Raw genomic sequence first — 15,334 nt, forward strand, 5'->3', positions numbered from 1 at the left:
TGAAGAACGGCCGGCCCGCCGTCGACGGGCCGGCCGGGAGGCGTCAGCGCCGGATCGGCGTCAGCCTCACTGGTGCATGTTGTTCTCGGCGTCCTCGCAGGCCTGGGCCTGCGCGTCGAGGGCGTTCGCCTGGTCGTATTCGCCCTCACTGCGCAGCTGGTAGGCCTGTTCCTGCAGCGAGGCGACATCGCAGGTGATGGCCTCGGCGGACGCGCTCTGCGCGGGGGCGATGGCGAGCAGTGCGCCGCTGGCGATGGTGGCGGCCAGGGCTGCGACCGAAAGGCGTCGAAGCATGATTCTCCTTCGAAGAGGGACGGTACGGGCTCAGCCGAGGTTGGCCACCCGCCAGTAACCCTAGCCCAAATGATCTTGGCTCGACGGCGGGACGGGCTACCGCCGCGGGCTTGCCGAGAGGGGCACTATGCGGCCCCTTCACTTCGGGTGATCATGAATATTCACAGGCTGAAGCGTTAACTTATGCAAAATCCAAAGGTGAAGTAGGTTACAAACCTTTCAATCCAAGACGCCCGGTTTGCCCACATGCTGAGATCCGTGCGATAGTCGAGACATCGAACTTCGGCGGGCCCGACCTGGCACTGCCGACGCCCATCGCGCGGCACGCACCCCCTTGGCCGGCGCGATGACTTGCAGGGGCCCCCAACCGCCGACCACGGCGATCCCGGGGGCCCTGCGCGTATCCGGACGGAAACGATCCGCTCAGTGCCGCTCGCGGATCCTCAGCTCGAACCAGACGCCCTTGCCGCGCGGCAGCAGGTCGGCGCCCCAGCGGTCGGCGAGGTCGTCGACGATCTTCAGCCCGCGGCCGCGCTCGTTCACCGGGCATGGCCCGGCGAGGATCATGCAGGGCAGGGCGCGGGAGGAGTCGCGGACCTCGACCCGCAGCCAGCCGGGCTTGCGGCTGACGTGGAGGCCGATGGTGCGCCCGGCGGCGTGCCGCACCGCGTTGGACACCAGCTCGCTGGTGAGCAACTCCCCGGCCTCCAGGAGCTGGTGGAGGTCCCAGGACTCCAGGACGTTCAACACCAGCCGGCGGGCCACCGGGCCCGACTCCGGACGGGACGGCAGCCGCGCCTCGTTCGGCGCGGACTGGTCGCACAGTCTGCCGGAGTACATGTCCTGAAGCTCCTCGGAGCTGAGCCGCTCCAGCGCCGAGAGCGCACCCTGGACGTCGATCCACGACGCCTCCGCGACCACGCCGGCCGCGGGAACCGATGACTGATCTGTTTCGCCCCAACCCGCCATGCGGTCCATCATTGCGGAACGCAAGCAGCCGCGTACGGACAATGAGCAAACGATCTCCCCCGAGTCGGCATATGCCCGGAGCAAGCCTGGGGGCGGAAAAGCGTCGACCCGGGCCGACCGAAGTCAAGCCCGGGTTGACGTCGAACCGCGTCTACCTGGCGATTACCACTTGCTCCACGGCAGGTTCCAGCCACTCAGCCCGTTCGCCGGGTCGAGCGTCTCCTTCTTGGTGGAGTTCTTCACGATGACCACGTCCCCGACCAGCGAGTCCGCGTAGAACTTGCCCATCGAGGTGGAGTCCCCGCCGCCCTTGACGTCGCGCAGGCCCACGCAGCCGTGGCTGACGTTGTCCTCGCCGAAGGCGGAGCCGCTCCAGTAATTGCCGTGCACGTACGTGCCGCTGGTGGTCAGCCGCATCGAGTGCGGGACCTGCAGGTCGTACGGCGAACCGGTCATGCCGGGCAGCGTGCTGGACTGCATCCGCACCGTGCCCTCTTTGGACATGACCACCATCGTGCCGTTCCAGGTGGGGTGTGCGTCCGAGCCGGAGGTGATGTCGATGTCGCTCGACGCCCCGGCCTGGGCCACCGTCATCTTGTGCGCGGCGGCGTCAACCGTCGAAACCTTGGATCGCCCGATCGTGAAGGGCTCGTCCCGGTCGGTGCCGTACACCCCGGGGGCGATCTCCACGCTCTTGAGGCGGTAGTGCACCGTCACCTTGGTGCCCGGCTTCCAGTACTCCTCCGGGCGGAAGTCCAGCCGCCGGTCGTCGAACCAGTGGCCCTTGACCGCGGTGCCGTTGTCGGTCTCGAAGGTGATGCCCTTCGCGACCGCGTCCTTGTTGGCGACGTCCTTGCTGAACTCCACCGAGACGATCATGCCGACGCCGTACGTGGCGTTGTCGTCCACGTTGTCGGAGGCCTTGGCCAGCGCCGCCGGGGTCAGCGTGGTGAAGCTGCTGTCCGCCGTGGCGACCGCGCCGTTGGCGTCCGCGGCCATCGCGCTGACCTGGTAGGCGGTGCCCACCGCGAGCCCGGCGGACGGGGTCCAGCTGGAGCCGTCCGCGGCGATGCTGCCGGGGACCTCCTTGCCGGTCTTGTCACTCACCTTGACGGTGGTGAGCTTGCCTCCCGTCGCCCCGATCTTGAGCGCGCCCGGCGCCACGTCCACCGAGCCGTTCTTCGGCTCGATGCTCACCGCGGCCGTCGACACCTTCGGCGCCGAACTCGCTGGCGCCGCGGACGCGGAGGCGCCCGCACCGGCCCCCAGATCGGCCTTGGCGGCACCGCTCCCGCTGCCACCGCCGCTGCCACCGCCACAAGCGGCCGTCAGCGCCATCGCCCCGCCGACCAGACCGACGGCCACCACCCTGCGTATCGACCTCACGTCGATCCCTCCCTTGCTCCCCGCGGCCACGACGGGCCCGACCCCATAGATGTGCCGGACCACCGGAAAGGTTGCGCCATTAGAGGGGCTTTCCGCCCCGAAAACCGGGCGGCCCGACCCCAAAGGGTGAGGTCCGGGCCGCCCGGCGACGAACTGCCGGGCCTACCAGTTGGCCCAGGACACGTTCCAGCCGCCCAGCCCGTTGGAGGGCGAGACGGTCTTCTCCTTGGTGTTCACGACCTTCACGACGTCGCCGACCATCGAGTCGTTGTAGAACTTGCCCGCGACCGAGGAGTCGCTGCCGCCCTGCGCGTCCGACATCGAGATGCAGCCGTGACTGCCGTTGAGATTCCCGAACGGGTTGTTCTTGGCCCAGTAGTTGCCGTGCACGAAGGTGCCGGAGGTGGTCAGCCGCATCGCGTGCGGCACGTCCTGGATGTCGTACTCGCCGCCGAGACCGACGGTCTGCGAGTTCATCCGGGTGACCTTCTCCTTTTCCATGATCACCATGGTCCCGCCCCAGGACGGCGTCGCGTCCGCGCCCAGGGTGACCGGCAGGGTGGTGCTCTTGCCGTCCCGCTCGACCGTCATCTTGTGCGTCTTGGCGTCCGCGGTGGAGATCATCGACCGGCCGATGGTGAACGGCTCGTCCTTGTCCACGTCGCCGTAGAGACCCGGCGCGACCTCGACGCTCTTCAGCCGGTACTTGATGGTCACCTTGGTGTCCGGCTTCCAGTACTCCTCCGGCCGGAAGTCCACCCGGCGGCTGTCGAACCAGTGGCCCTTGACCGTGGTGCCGTTGTTGGTCTCGAAGGTGATGCCCTTGAGGACGGCGTCCTTGTTCTTGACGTCCTTGCTGAAGGTCACCGAGACGATCATGCCGACGCCGTACGTGGAGCCGTCGGCGATGTTGTCGTTGGTGGAGACCTTCTTCTCCGGCGTCAGCGTGGTGAACGAGGTCGTCGACGCGGCCACCTGGCCGGCGTCGTCCTTGGCCTGCGCGTTCACCTTGTACGCCATGCCGACGGCGAGCGCCGCCGCGGGCTTCCAGCCGCTGCCGTCCGCGGTGATCGCGCCCTCGACCGGCTTGCCGTTCTTGTCGGTCACCTCGACCGTGGTCAGCTTGCCCTTGGAGACGGACACTTGAAGGGCGTTCGGCGCGACGTCCTGGGCACCGTCCTTCGGCTCGACCGCGAGCACGGCCGCCGAGGCCTTCTGCGCCGCCTGACCGCCCCCCGTGGCCGTCCCGTTCGCGTCCGCGGACGCCGTCGCGGCGGCGTCACCCGACGTCCCGCCCTTGTCGTCGTTGCACGCCGCGGTGAGCAGCAGCACCCCACCCATGACCAGCGCCATCGCACCCCTGCGCCGGTAACGGCTGGTGGTCCGTATCGCTGCGCCGACCGTCTTCCCCGTCTTCACGGAATCTCCCCTCCCGGTATTCACTCACTTGACGCGTTGAGCGCCCCCATGAGTTGCACGGGGTGCCGAACTTTCACGCCGGACCCAGACGCGCCGGAGCAGGATAACTGGGCCGTTCGGGTGAACCCCCGGGGGAGGGCCGGTGAAGAGGGCTCGGCTCCGACGTCAGGAGCGTTCGACGCCGGAACGACGAGAACGAACCGGGCAGGGACACGCCGAACACCAACCCGCCATCCGCTGGTAAGCCCCCATTCAGCCGCTTCCTCCCCCCACAATCCGGGAAAGAGAAGGTGAACGGGGTCCGGGACACCCCGTTCAGGGAGGGTACGACCATGGCGTCAGGGCAGGAGCCGGAAGCCGGGGTACGGCCAGGCAGCTGGCAGCCGCTCGGCGCCCGCTTCCGGACCGACCAACTCGGCGGCCCGGGCACCAACTTCGCCCTCTGGGCGGCCGGCGCCGAGGCCGTCGACCTCTGCCTGTTCGACGAGGACGGCCGGGAGAGCCGCCACCGCCTCACCGAGCAGGACTTCCAGATCTGGCACGGCTTCCTACCCGGAGTACGCCCCGGCACCCGCTACGGCTTCCGGGTGCACGGCCGCTGGGACCCGTGGACGGGCGCCCGCTGGAACCCGGCGAAGCTGCTGCTCGACCCGTACGCCCGCGCCGTCGACGGCTGTTACACCTCCCACGACGCGGCCTGCTCGGCCGTCCGCAACTGGCCGGAGGCCGATGTCGCCGACACCGTCCGGGACAACCGCGACTCCGCCCCCTACGTCCCCAGATCGGTGGTCGTCCACGATGACGACGACTGGTACGACGACCACCGCCCGAAGACCCCCTGGGCCGAGACGGTGCTCTACGAGCTCCACGTGCGCGGCTTCACCATGCGCCACCCCGACGTCCCGCCCCACCTGCGCGGGACCTACGCCGGCCTGGCCCACCCCGCCGCGATCGCCCACCTCACCCGCCTCGGCGTGACCGCCGTCGAGCTGCTGCCGGTGCACCAGTACGCCAGCGAGGACCACCTGCAGGCCCGCGGCCTGGTCAACTACTGGGGCTACAACACGGTCGGCTACTTCGCCCCGCACGCCGGCTACTCCGCCTCGGGCTCCCGCGGCGGCCAGGTCGGCGAGTTCAAGCGGATGGTCCGCGCCCTGCACGCCGCCGGGATCGAGGTGATCCTCGACGTGGTGTTCAACCACACCGCCGAGGGCGCCGAGCTCGGCCCGGCACTGTCACTGCGCGGCATCGACAACGCCGCCTACTACCGCCTGGCCCCGCACCGCCCCCGCGGCTACGCCGACTACACCGGCTGCGGCAACACCCTGGACACCCGCCGCCCGCAGGTGGTCCGGCTGATCACCGACTCGCTGCGCTACTGGGTGACCGAGATGGGCGTGGACGGCTTCCGCTTCGACCTGGCGGCCGCGCTGGCCCGCGGCGGTTTCGACGGCACGGACGGCGTCGACATGGACCACCCCTTCCTCGCCGCCGTCTCCCAGGACCCGCTGCTCAGCCGGGTGAAGCTGATCGCCGAGCCGTGGGACGTGGGCCCGGGCGGCTACCAGGTCGGCGGCTTCCCCCCGCTGTGGGCCGAGTGGAACGACAAGTACCGCGACACCGTACGGGACTTCTGGCGCGGCGCCCGCCCGGACGTGCGCGAGCTGGGCTACCGGCTCTCCGGCTCCTCCGACCTCTACCAGCGCGGCGGCCGCCGCCCGTACGCCTCCGTCAACTACGTGACCGCGCACGACGGTTTCACCCTGCGCGACCTGGTCTCCTACGACCGCAAGCACAACGAGGCCAACGGCGAGGCCAACCGGGACGGCACCGACGACAACCGCTCGTGGAACCACGGCGTCGAGGGCGAGACCACCGACGCGGCGGTCAACGCCCTGCGGCTGCGCCAACTGCGCAACCTGATGGCCACCCTGCTGCTCTCCGCGGGCGTCCCGATGATCACCGCCGGGGACGAGCTGGGCCGCACCCAGGGCGGCAACAACAACGCCTACTGCCAGGACGGCGAACTCAGCTGGCTGGACTGGTCGCTGCTGGAGCACCCCGGCTGGCGGGACCTCTGCGAGCTGACCGCCCGGCTGGTGCGGCTGCGCCGGGCCCACCCGGTGCTGCGCCGGCGGGCGTTCTTCTCCGGCCGGGCCGCCGTCCCCGGCGGCCAGCCGGACCTCGCCTGGTTCACCCCGCTCGGCAAGGAGATGACCGAGGCGGACTGGTTCGGCCCCACGGCCTGCCTGGGCATGCTGCTGTCCGGCACCGCGATGTCCGAACGGGACGACGCGGGGCGGCCGTTGGACGACGACAGCTTCCTGCTGCTGCTCAACGCGGGCCACGAGCCGACGGTGTTCACCCTGCCCGGCGAGCCCTGGGCGGAGCCGGAGGCCGCGTACGAGACGGTGCTGGACACGGCGGCCGCGGGCACGGGCGAGCCGTACCCGCGGGGCGCGGTGGTCCTGGGCGGGCGCTCGCTGCAACTGCTGCGCGCGCCCGCCCAGTCGGCCTGATCAGCCTCGGGCGAGCCCGGTCTCGACGTTCTCCAGGACGCCGATCGCGTCCGGCACCAGCACCGCCGCCGAGTAGTAGGCGCTGACCAGGTAGGAGGCGATCGCCTTCTCGTCGATGCCCATGAAGCGGACGTTCAGCCCCGGCTCGATCTCGTCCGGGATGCCGACCTGGGTGAGGCCGACCACGCCCTGGTTGTCCTCGCCGACGCGCATCGCGATGAAGGAGGTGGTCTGGTCGTCCGCCACCGGGATCTTGTTGCAGGAGAAGATCGGCACCCCGCGCCAGACCGGCCGCTGCTTGCCGAGGACGTCGACCGTCCCCGGGTAGACGCCGCGCTTGTTGCACTCCCGCTCGAAGGCCGCGATGGCCCGCGGGTGGGCGAACAGGTAGTCGGTGTCACGGCGCATGGCGAGCAGCTCGTCCAGGTCGTCCGGGGTGGGCGGGCCGGAGTGGGTCTGGATCCGCTGGTCGAAGTCGGCGTTGCCGAGCAGACCGAACTCGGGGTTGTTGATGAGCTCGTGCTCCTGCCGCTCCCGCAGCGCCTCGATGGTCAGCCGCAGCTGCTCCTCGGTCTGGTTCATCGGCTTGTTGTAGAGGTCGGCGACCCGGGTGTGCACCTTCAGGACGGTCTGCGCGACGCTCAGCTCGTACTCGCGCGGCTCCGGCTCGTAGTCCACGAAGGCGCGGGGCAGCTCGTACTCGCCCTCGTGGCCGGCCGAGAGGTCGATCTCCGCCTCGCCGTGGTCGTTCTGCGCCTGGGCGGCGTCGGTGGCGAAGCCCAGCAGCTGCTCGCGCAGCGCCGCGGAGCCGTCGACCAGTTCCTGGAGCCGCGACTTGTCCAGCGACATCGCAACGCCCGCGGTGGCCGCCTTCACGGTGTACGGCCAGGTGCCGCCGGGATCGGTGATCACCTCGTCGCCGACGTGGTCGCCGTCCGCGAGGGTGCCCAGCACGGCCTCCTCGCCGTACTTGCCGGTGCCGATCCGGTCGACCTTGCCGTGCGCGATCAGGAACACCTCCTCGATCGGCGACCCCTCCTGCACCAGGACGTCACCCGGACCGAAGTCCCGCTGCACGAACCGGCGGGCCAGCTCGGCCAGCACCTCCTGGTCCTCGAAACCGCGCAGCGCCGGCACCTCGGCCAGCGAGGGGCCGATCACCGTCACCGTGGAGCCGGTCTTCGAGAAGCTCACCCGGCCGCGCCCGGGGGCGTAGCTCAGCCGGCGGTTGACCCGGTACGTACCGGCGCTGACCTGCACCCAGGGCAGCATCTTGAGCAGCCAGCGGGAGGTGATCTCCTGCATCTGCGGCTTCGACTTGGTGGTCGTCGCGAGGTTGCGCGCGGCGGTGGTGCTGAGGCTGAGCTGGGCCCGTACCTGCACGGTTGCGGAGCCGGGGCCCGGGGTGGGCTCCGTGTCGACCGTCATGTCCACACTCCTGTCACTCGCGTATCAATGAGCATCCGTCAGAAGATGTAATCGGCCGTTCGGCAGGCGCTCGCAAGAGGCGCACGACGCACTCGTCCCTGCACGAACGGCAGCGCGCGCCCCGGATTCCAGGCCTGGCCCGCCCGTGCGAGTGGCCGGTTCTCGCCGGGTGCCACCGACAGGGGCGAAAAACCGGATGAGAAGTGACGGGCTCTCTGCCTACCCTCACCGCGATGGCCGAGAACCGACAAGTCACTGACCAACCCGCCGGGCGCCGCCGCTCCACGGTCCGCTCGCTGCTGCGCCTGTGGCCCTACGCCCGGGCGGTACGCGGCCGGCTGGCCGTCTCGGTGACGGCCGCCACGCTCGGCATGCTGAGCACCCTCGCCGTCCCGGTGGTCCTCGGCCGGATCGTCGACGGTCCGCTCGCCCGGCACGACCTCGCCGCCCTCTGGCCGCCGGTCGGCCTGCTGCTGCTCCTCGGGCTGGTCGAGGCCGCCCTGTTCTACACCCGCCGGGTGGTCCTCTCCCGCCCGCTGGGCCGGCTGGAGGCGGCCATGCGCGCCGACCTCTACGCCAAGCTCCAGCGGCTGCCGGTCTCCTTCCACGACCGCTGGGGCTCCGGCCAGATGCTCTCCCGGGCCACCACCGACATGAACGCCATGCGGCTCTTCCTGGCCTTCCCGCTGGTGTTCCTGATCGTCAACTCGGTGACGTTCCTGGCCGGCATCGCGCTGATGTTCACCCAGGAGTGGCGGCTCGCCCTGATCGTCCTGCTGCCCTGCGCACCGCTGCTGGTGCTCACCCGGCGCTTCGAGACCGACTACTCGGTCACCGCCCGGCTCGCCCAGGACCAGAACGGCGACCTCGCCACCGTGGTCGAGGAGTCCGTCCTCGGCATCCGCATCCTCAAGGCCTTCGGCCGGCACCGCACCATGGCCGAGCACTTCCGCGAACAGTCCCACCGGCTGCGCCGCACCGAACTGCGCAAGGCCCACCAGCTCGCCAACCTGTGGGCGGTCATCGTCGGCCTGCCGGAGATCGCCCTCGGCTGCGCCCTGGCCGCCGGCGCCTACCTGGTCGCCCACGACGAGCTGAGCGCCGGCACCCTGGTCGCCTTCCTCTCCACCGCGCTCGCCCTGCGCTGGCCGGTCGAGGCGCTCGGCTGGCTGCTCGCCTACGCCAACGAGGCCGCCACCGCCACCGACCGCTTCTTCGAGGTCATGGACGAGCCCGAGCCCGAGGACCCGGGCACCGCCGACGCGCTCGGCGCCCCGGACGGCATCCGCTTCAGCGGCGTCCGCTTCCGCTACCCCGACGCCCCCGACGGCACCCCCGACGTGCTGGCCGGCATCGACCTGCACGTGCGCAGCGGCGAGACGATGGCCCTGGTCGGCGCCACCGGCAGCGGCAAGACCACGCTCACCGCGCTGCTCCCCCGGCTGTACGAGGCCACCGGCGGCCGGATCACCCTGGACGGCCGGGACATCGCCGAGCTGCCCCGGGAGAGGCTGCGCGAGCTCGTCGCGGTCGCCTTCGAGGAGCCCACCCTGTTCTCCGCCACCGTCCGGGAGAACGTCCTGATGGGCGCCCCCGGCGCGGACGACCGGCAGCTGGCCGCCGCCCTCGCCACCGCCCAGGCCGGTTTCGTCGAGAAGCTCCCGGCCGGGGTGGAGACCGAGGTCGGCGAGCAGGGCCTGAGCCTGTCCGGCGGCCAGCGCCAGCGCCTCGCCCTGGCCCGGGCCGTGATCGGCGACCCGCCCTTCCTGGTGCTGGACGACCCGCTCTCCGCCCTCGACGTGCACACCGAGGCGCTGGTCGAGCGGGCCCTGCGCCAGGTGCTCGGCTCCACCACCGCCCTGGTGGTCGCCCACCGCCCCAGCACCGTGCTGCTCGCCGACCGGGTCGCAGTGCTCGCGGACGGCCGGATCGAGGCCGTCGGCACCCACCAGGAGCTGCTGCGGGACTGCCCGCACTACCGCGAACTGATGTCGGGCGAGGCCGCCCTCGTACCCGAGGGCGTCTTCGTCTCCGAGGAGGGGCCCGTCCGATGACCACCACCGTCGAGCCCGCCGAGGCCGATTCCGTCGAGGAGGAGCTGCCCCCGCCGCCCGCCGACGAGGAGGACATCCCCGTCCCGCCCGGCGCACCCCGGGCGCTGCTGCGCTCGCTGCTCGGCCCGCACCGGGCCCGGATCGCCGTCGCGATGGTGGTGATCCTGGTCCAGCAGGCCGCCCTGCAGTCCGGCCCGCTGCTGGTCGCGGTGGCGATGGACCGCGGCATCCCGGCGCTGCGCGCGCACGACTCCGGCCCGCTGATCGCGGTGGTCGCCGGGTACCTGTTCTGCGCGCTGCTCAGCCCGGTGCTGCAGTGGGCGTTCATCAAGATCAGCGCCCGGGTGAACCAGGACGCCCTGCTGGAGCTGCGCGGCCGGATCTTCCGGCACGCCCAGCGGCTCAGCCTGGACTTCCACGAGCGCTACACCTCGGGCCGGATCATCTCCCGGGCCACCAGCGACATCGACGCGCTGCGCGAGCTGCTCTCCGAGGGCCTGCAGGAGCTGCTGACCGTCTTCCTGTCGGTCTGCTACATCTCGGTGCTGCTGGTGGTGCTGGACTGGCGGCTGGGCCTGGCCTCGCTGGTGTGCTTCCTGCCGCTGGCGCTGATCGCCCACTCCTTCCGCACCCGCTCCCGCCGGGTCTACCGCCGCTCGCGGACGGCCGCCGCCTCGATGATCGTGCGCTTCACCGAGACCATGAACGGCATCCGCCCGGTGCAGGCCTTCCGCCGCGAGAAGGCCAACGACGCCGCCTTCGCCGTGGTCAACCGGCAGTCCTCCACGGCCAACGCGGAGGGCTTCCTGGAACTCGCCCGGTACGTCGGCCTCTCCCGCGCCACCGCCAACGTCTGGACCACCGGCATCGTGCTGCTGGGCGCCTACCTGGTCACCGACGACTCCCTGGAGCTGGGCGTCCTGACCGCCTTCGTGCTCTACCTGCGCCGGCTGTTCGACCCGCTCGACCAGCTGGCGATGTTCCTGAACAGCTACCAGGCCGCCGCCGCGGCGCTGGAGAAGATCGCCGGCCTGCTCGCCCACGAGCCGACCGTCGCCGAGCCGGCCGAGCCGGCCGAACTGCCCGAGGCCGTCCACAAGGGCCGCGAGGTGTCCTTCGAACGCACCCGCTTCGCCTACCGCACCGGCAAGGAGGTGCTGCCGCCCTTCGACCTGCTGATCCCGGCCGGTCAGACGGTCGCGGTGGTCGGGGCGACGGGCGCGGGCAAGTCGACGCTCGCCAAGCTGCTGGCCCGCTTCTACGACCCGACCGACGGCCGGATCCGGCTGGACGGCGTGGACCTGCGCGACCTCGCCACCCCGGAACTGCGGCGCGGGGTGGTGATGGTGACCCAGGAGTCCTTCCTGTTCTCCGGCACCGTCGCCGAGAACATCGCGATCGGCCGCCCCGGCGCCACCCGTGCCGAGGTCGAGCAGGCCGCCCGCGACATCGGCGCGTACGAGTTCATCGCCGCGCTCCCGGACGGCTTCGACACCGACGTGCGCAAGCGCGGCGGCCGGATCTCCGCCGGGCAGCGCCAGTTGGTCGCCTTCGCCCGTGCCCTGCTGGCCGACCCGGCCGTGCTGATCCTGGACGAGGCGACCAGCTCGCTGGACGTGCCCGGCGAGCAGGCCGTGCAGCGGGCGATGCGCACGGTGCTGGCCGGCCGCACGGCGGTGATCATCGCGCACCGGCTCTCCACCGTGGAGATCGCCGACCGGGTCCTGGTGATGGATCAGGGCCGGATCGTCGAGGACGGCTCACCGCGGCGGCTGATCGACGGTTCCGGGCGTTTCGCCACCCTGCATCGCGCCTGGCGGGACAGCCTGGTGTAGAACAACCCCTCAGTGGTGCCCGTCCAGGAAGCCCCACAGTTGTGCCCGTCCGGGTGCGCCGTCACGCACCCGGGCGGGCATCCCCTTGTCCGCTCGCATCATGAGGATCACGTTCCCCCCGCCCACCGTGCGGGGCAAGCGGATGACTGCCGTCCGTGGCAATCCGTACGGCAGTCACCCGCTCCACGGGCTCAGCGCAGCAGCCCCGCGTCCATCCCCGCCGACTCGGCCGGGAGCGCGACCAGCCCCAGTTCGGCCGGCGAGGCCAGCCGGGGGTGGGCGGGCAGGACCCGGACGGTGTAGCCGAACGGCCCGGTGCGGCAGAGCTCCAGCGAGCCCTCGTAGCGGATGCGGCCGTCCAGGTCCGGACCGCCGACCGGCTTGAGGGCGAGCGCCGCGGCGTCCGAGATGCCGTCCGTCTCGTCCACCCGGCCGGAGACCACCTGCACCTCGACGTCGCCCGGCTCCAGCGCGCCCAGTGCGACCTGCACCCGCAGCGCCAGCGAGCTGCCCAGCTCCTGGGCCTCGGCCGGGCAGTCCGCCTCGACGTGCTCGACCCGCACACCCGGCCAGCCCTCCCGGACCTTGGCCTTCCACTCCGCCAGCTCACGGGCGGCTGCGTGTCGGCGGACCGCCAGCTCCCGCTGGGCCAGCGCCGCCGGGGTGTACAGCCGCTCGACGTACTCGCGGACCATCCGCCCGGCCAGCACCTTGGGCCCGAGGGTGACCAGGGTGTGCCGGACCATGGCGATCCAGCGGTGCGGCAGCCCGTCGTTGCCCCGGTCGTAGAACCGGCCGGCGACCTGCTCCTCGATCAGGTCGTACAGCGCGGCGGCCTCGATGTCGTCGCGCCGCTCGGCCTCGCTGCTCTCCGGGTCGAGCACGCCGTCGCCCTCGTCGGCGGTGGGGATCGCCCAGCCGTTCTGGCCGTCGTACCACTCGTCCCACCAGCCGTCGAGGACGGACAGGTTGAGGCAGCCGTTGAGCGCGGCCTTCATCCCGGAGGTGCCGCAGGCCTCCAGCGGGCGCAGCGGGTTGTTCAGCCAGACGTCGCAGCCCGGGTAGAGGTGCTGGGCCATCGCCATGTCGTAGTCCGGCAGGAAGACGATCCGGTGGCGCACCGCCGGGTCGTCGGCGAAGGCGACCATCTGCTGGATCAGCCGCTTGCCGCCGTCGTCGGCCGGGTGGGCCTTTCCGGCGACCACGATCTGCACCGGCCGGGTGGGGTGCAGCAGCAGGGCGCGCAGCCGGTCCGGGTCGCGCAGCATCAGGGTGAGCCGCTTGTACGAGGGCACCCGGCGGGCGAAGCCGATGGTGAGCACGTCCGGGTCGAGCACCGAGGAGACCCAGCCGAGCTCGGCCTCGCCGGCCCCGCGCTGGTGCCAGGAGGCGCGCAGCCGGCGGCGGGCCTCGTCCACCAGCTGGGCGCGCAGGCTGCGGCGCAGGTCCCAGATCTCGGCGTTGCCGATCCGCTCCAGGCCGGTCCAGCGCTTGGTCTCGCCGGTGGTCATCGCCTCCTCGGTGCGTTCGGCGCCGATCTCGGCGGCGCCCAGGCGCACCACGGCCGGGTCGATCCAGGTGGCGGCGTGCACCCCGTTGGTGACGGAGGTGATCGGCACCTCGGCGGGGTCGAAGCCGGGCCAGAGCCCGTTGAACATCGAGCGGCTGACCTCGCCGTGCAGGGTGGAGACCCCGTTGGCGCGCTGGGCCAGCCGCAGGCCCATCGCGGCCATGTTGAAGAGCTTCGGGTCCCCGCCGCGCCAGGTCTCGGCGCCGAGCGCGAGCACCGACTCGACCGGGACGCCGGGCAGTGCGGCGTCGCCGCCGAAGTGGCGGGCGACCAGGTCGCGGTCGAAGCGGTCGATGCCGGCCGGGACGGGGGTGTGGGTGGTGAACAGGGTGCCGGCCCGGACGGACTCCAGGGCGGCGGCGAAGTCCAGCCCGGCCGCCTGGTCGGCGACCAGTTCGCGGATCCGCTCGACGCCGAGGAAGCCGGCGTGGCCCTCGTTGGTGTGGAAGACCTCGGGGGCGGGGTGCCCGGTGAGCCGGCCGTAGGCGCGCACGGCCCGGACGCCGCCGATGCCGAGCAGCATCTCCTGGAGCAGCCGGTGCTCGCTGCCACCTCCGTAGAGCCGGTCGGTGACATCGCGTTCCGCGGGCGAGTTGGCCTCGATGTCGGAGTCGAGCAGCAGCAGGGGGACCCGCCCGACCTGGGCCTTCCAGATGTGCGCGGCCAGGGTGCGGCCGCCGGGCAGGGCGAGGTCGACCCGGCTCGGGGTGCCGTCGGCCTCCCGCAGCAGGCTGACGGCCAGTTCGTCCGGGTCCAGCAGGGGGTAGCGCTCCTGCTGCCAGCCGACCCGGTCGAGGGACTGCCGGAAGTAGCCGTGCCGGTAGAACAGCCCCACGCCGATGATCGGGACGCCGAGGTCGCTGGCGGCCTTGAGGTGGTCGCCGGCCAGGATGCCGAGGCCGCCGGAGTACTGGGGCAGAGCGGCGGCGATGCCGTACTCGGGCGAGAAGTAGGCGATGGCGGCGGGCGGCGGGGTGGCGCCGTCCTCCTGCTGGGCCTGGTACCAGCGCGGGCCGGTGAGGTACTCGCGCAGGTCGTCGGCGAGGTCGCCGAGTCTGCGCAGGAACCGCCGGTCGGAGGCGAGCGCGGCGAGCCGGGCGGCCGGGACCTCCCCGAGCAGCCGCACCGGGTCCTCCCCGGTCGCGGCCCAGACCTCCGGGTCCACGGACCGGAAGAGGTCCCTGGTCTCGGGGTGCCAGGACCAGCGCAGGTTGAGGGCCAGCTCGTGCAACGGCTGGAGTTGTTCGGGCAGGACGGTGCGGACGGTGAATCTGCGGATTGCCTTCACAGGCGTGAAGCGTAGCCTCGCCGATCGACCTGACAACGGGTCAAGCGGGCTATTGGGCATCCGTTCGGCCTATTGGTGAGATCGCATTCGGCGCATTGGTCTGCACGGGGGGCGCGCGAGGCGCACATTCCGGGGCGCCGCGCTACCAATGCGTGAACTCCACGGAACAGATCCATTTCCGGCTGCTCGCCCACCCCGGACAAAACCCGAAACTACTGTCGTACCGCTGCGAAAACCGTGTCTCCGGTGCGAGGATGACCGAAGGTCGTTGATGCTGCGGGGACAACGACGACGGGTGGCGTCCCCCCTGAAGCAGCACGTCCGAATCCTTTTCGCGTTGACCGTTCCCCATCTCCCTTAACTCGTTCGGCGCTCACCGCGCACCGACGCGTGTCCTCGTGCACGGTCGGCTCGTTCACGGGTCGACCGGGCCGCCCAGGGGCGTGCCCCCGGAGGCGTGCGCCGGAACGCGCACGGGTTCCGGGGCGTCCCGCCACCGGTTCGGCGGGCGCCGGGCAGGTTGCCGGGGACGGCGGCGCGGGCAGGCTTCCGGTCGCACGTCCACCCCACCC

General features: G+C 71.6%; 9 protein-coding genes. 3 read left to right on the forward strand and 6 right to left on the reverse strand.

What is annotated here, in order from left to right:
• Positions 1-66 precede the first annotated feature (66 nt).
• The 4 genes from ACIG5E_RS09225 to ACIG5E_RS09240 form a co-directional block, all read right to left on the reverse strand.
• Entirely contained in the window at positions 67-294 is a 228-nt protein-coding gene (locus tag ACIG5E_RS09225) for a hypothetical protein (protein WP_396532579.1), read from the reverse strand.
• A 423-nt stretch (positions 295-717) separates the two neighbouring features.
• Positions 718-1,275: an ATP-binding protein gene (locus ACIG5E_RS09230; protein WP_396532580.1), complete on the reverse strand. Its 558-nt coding sequence runs from the start codon at positions 1,273-1,275 to the stop codon at positions 718-720.
• Between the two features lie 150 nt (positions 1,276-1,425).
• On the reverse strand, positions 1,426-2,649 hold the full coding sequence (locus tag ACIG5E_RS09235; RefSeq protein ID WP_396532582.1) for an Ig-like domain-containing protein: 1,224 nt from the start codon (positions 2,647-2,649) through the stop codon (positions 1,426-1,428).
• Positions 2,650-2,811: 162 nt separating this feature from the next.
• Positions 2,812-4,068, reverse strand: a complete 1,257-nt coding sequence (locus ACIG5E_RS09240; RefSeq protein ID WP_396532583.1) for an Ig-like domain-containing protein — start codon at positions 4,066-4,068, stop codon at positions 2,812-2,814.
• A gap of 332 nt (positions 4,069-4,400) precedes the next feature.
• Between ACIG5E_RS09240 and glgX the strand changes: the two genes are divergently transcribed.
• On the forward strand, positions 4,401-6,587 hold the full coding sequence (glgX, locus tag ACIG5E_RS09245) for a glycogen debranching protein GlgX (RefSeq protein ID WP_396532584.1): 2,187 nt from the start codon (positions 4,401-4,403) through the stop codon (positions 6,585-6,587).
• Here glgX and ACIG5E_RS09250 read toward each other — a convergent pair whose 3' ends face one another.
• Positions 6,588-8,015, reverse strand: a complete 1,428-nt coding sequence (locus tag ACIG5E_RS09250) for a family 2B encapsulin nanocompartment shell protein (protein ID WP_396532585.1) — start codon at positions 8,013-8,015, stop codon at positions 6,588-6,590.
• A gap of 233 nt (positions 8,016-8,248) precedes the next feature.
• Here ACIG5E_RS09250 and ACIG5E_RS09255 point away from each other — a divergent pair, with 233 nt between their 5' ends.
• Together ACIG5E_RS09255 and ACIG5E_RS09260 are read left to right on the forward strand one after the other, a co-directional pair.
• Positions 8,249-10,069 (forward strand): ABC transporter ATP-binding protein, encoded by a 1,821-nt coding sequence (locus ACIG5E_RS09255; protein ID WP_396532586.1) that lies wholly within the window; start codon positions 8,249-8,251, stop codon positions 10,067-10,069.
• On the forward strand, positions 10,066-11,904 hold the full coding sequence (locus ACIG5E_RS09260) for an ABC transporter ATP-binding protein (protein WP_396532587.1): 1,839 nt from the start codon (positions 10,066-10,068) through the stop codon (positions 11,902-11,904). The genes ACIG5E_RS09255 and ACIG5E_RS09260 overlap by 4 nt, the downstream gene beginning before the upstream one ends.
• Positions 11,905-12,095: 191 nt before the next feature.
• On the opposite strand, the gene glgP is transcribed toward ACIG5E_RS09260, so the two are convergent.
• Complete coding sequence (gene glgP, locus ACIG5E_RS09265; RefSeq protein WP_396532588.1) at positions 12,096-14,762, reverse strand: alpha-glucan family phosphorylase; 2,667 nt, start codon at positions 14,760-14,762, stop codon at positions 12,096-12,098.
• Positions 14,763-15,334 lie beyond the last annotated feature (572 nt).

It is taken from the genome of Kitasatospora sp. NPDC053057 (assembly GCF_044546945.1).
Taxonomy (GTDB): domain Bacteria; phylum Actinomycetota; class Actinomycetes; order Streptomycetales; family Streptomycetaceae; genus Kitasatospora.

Excerpts from the sequence above, each read along its gene's own strand:
- ACIG5E_RS09225 (WP_396532579.1), bottom strand. The coding sequence starts at position 294 with ATGCTTCGACGCCTTTCGGTCGCAGCCCTGGCCGCCACCATCGCCAGC.
- ACIG5E_RS09230 (WP_396532580.1), bottom strand. The coding sequence starts at position 1,275 with ATGATGGACCGCATGGCGGGTTGGGGCGAAACAGATCAGTCATCGGTT.
- glgX (WP_396532584.1), top strand. The coding sequence starts at position 4,401 with ATGGCGTCAGGGCAGGAGCCGGAAGCCGGGGTACGGCCAGGCAGCTGG.
- ACIG5E_RS09250 (WP_396532585.1), bottom strand. The coding sequence starts at position 8,015 with ATGACGGTCGACACGGAGCCCACCCCGGGCCCCGGCTCCGCAACCGTG.
- ACIG5E_RS09255 (WP_396532586.1), top strand. The coding sequence starts at position 8,249 with ATGGCCGAGAACCGACAAGTCACTGACCAACCCGCCGGGCGCCGCCGC.
- ACIG5E_RS09260 (WP_396532587.1), top strand. The coding sequence starts at position 10,066 with ATGACCACCACCGTCGAGCCCGCCGAGGCCGATTCCGTCGAGGAGGAG.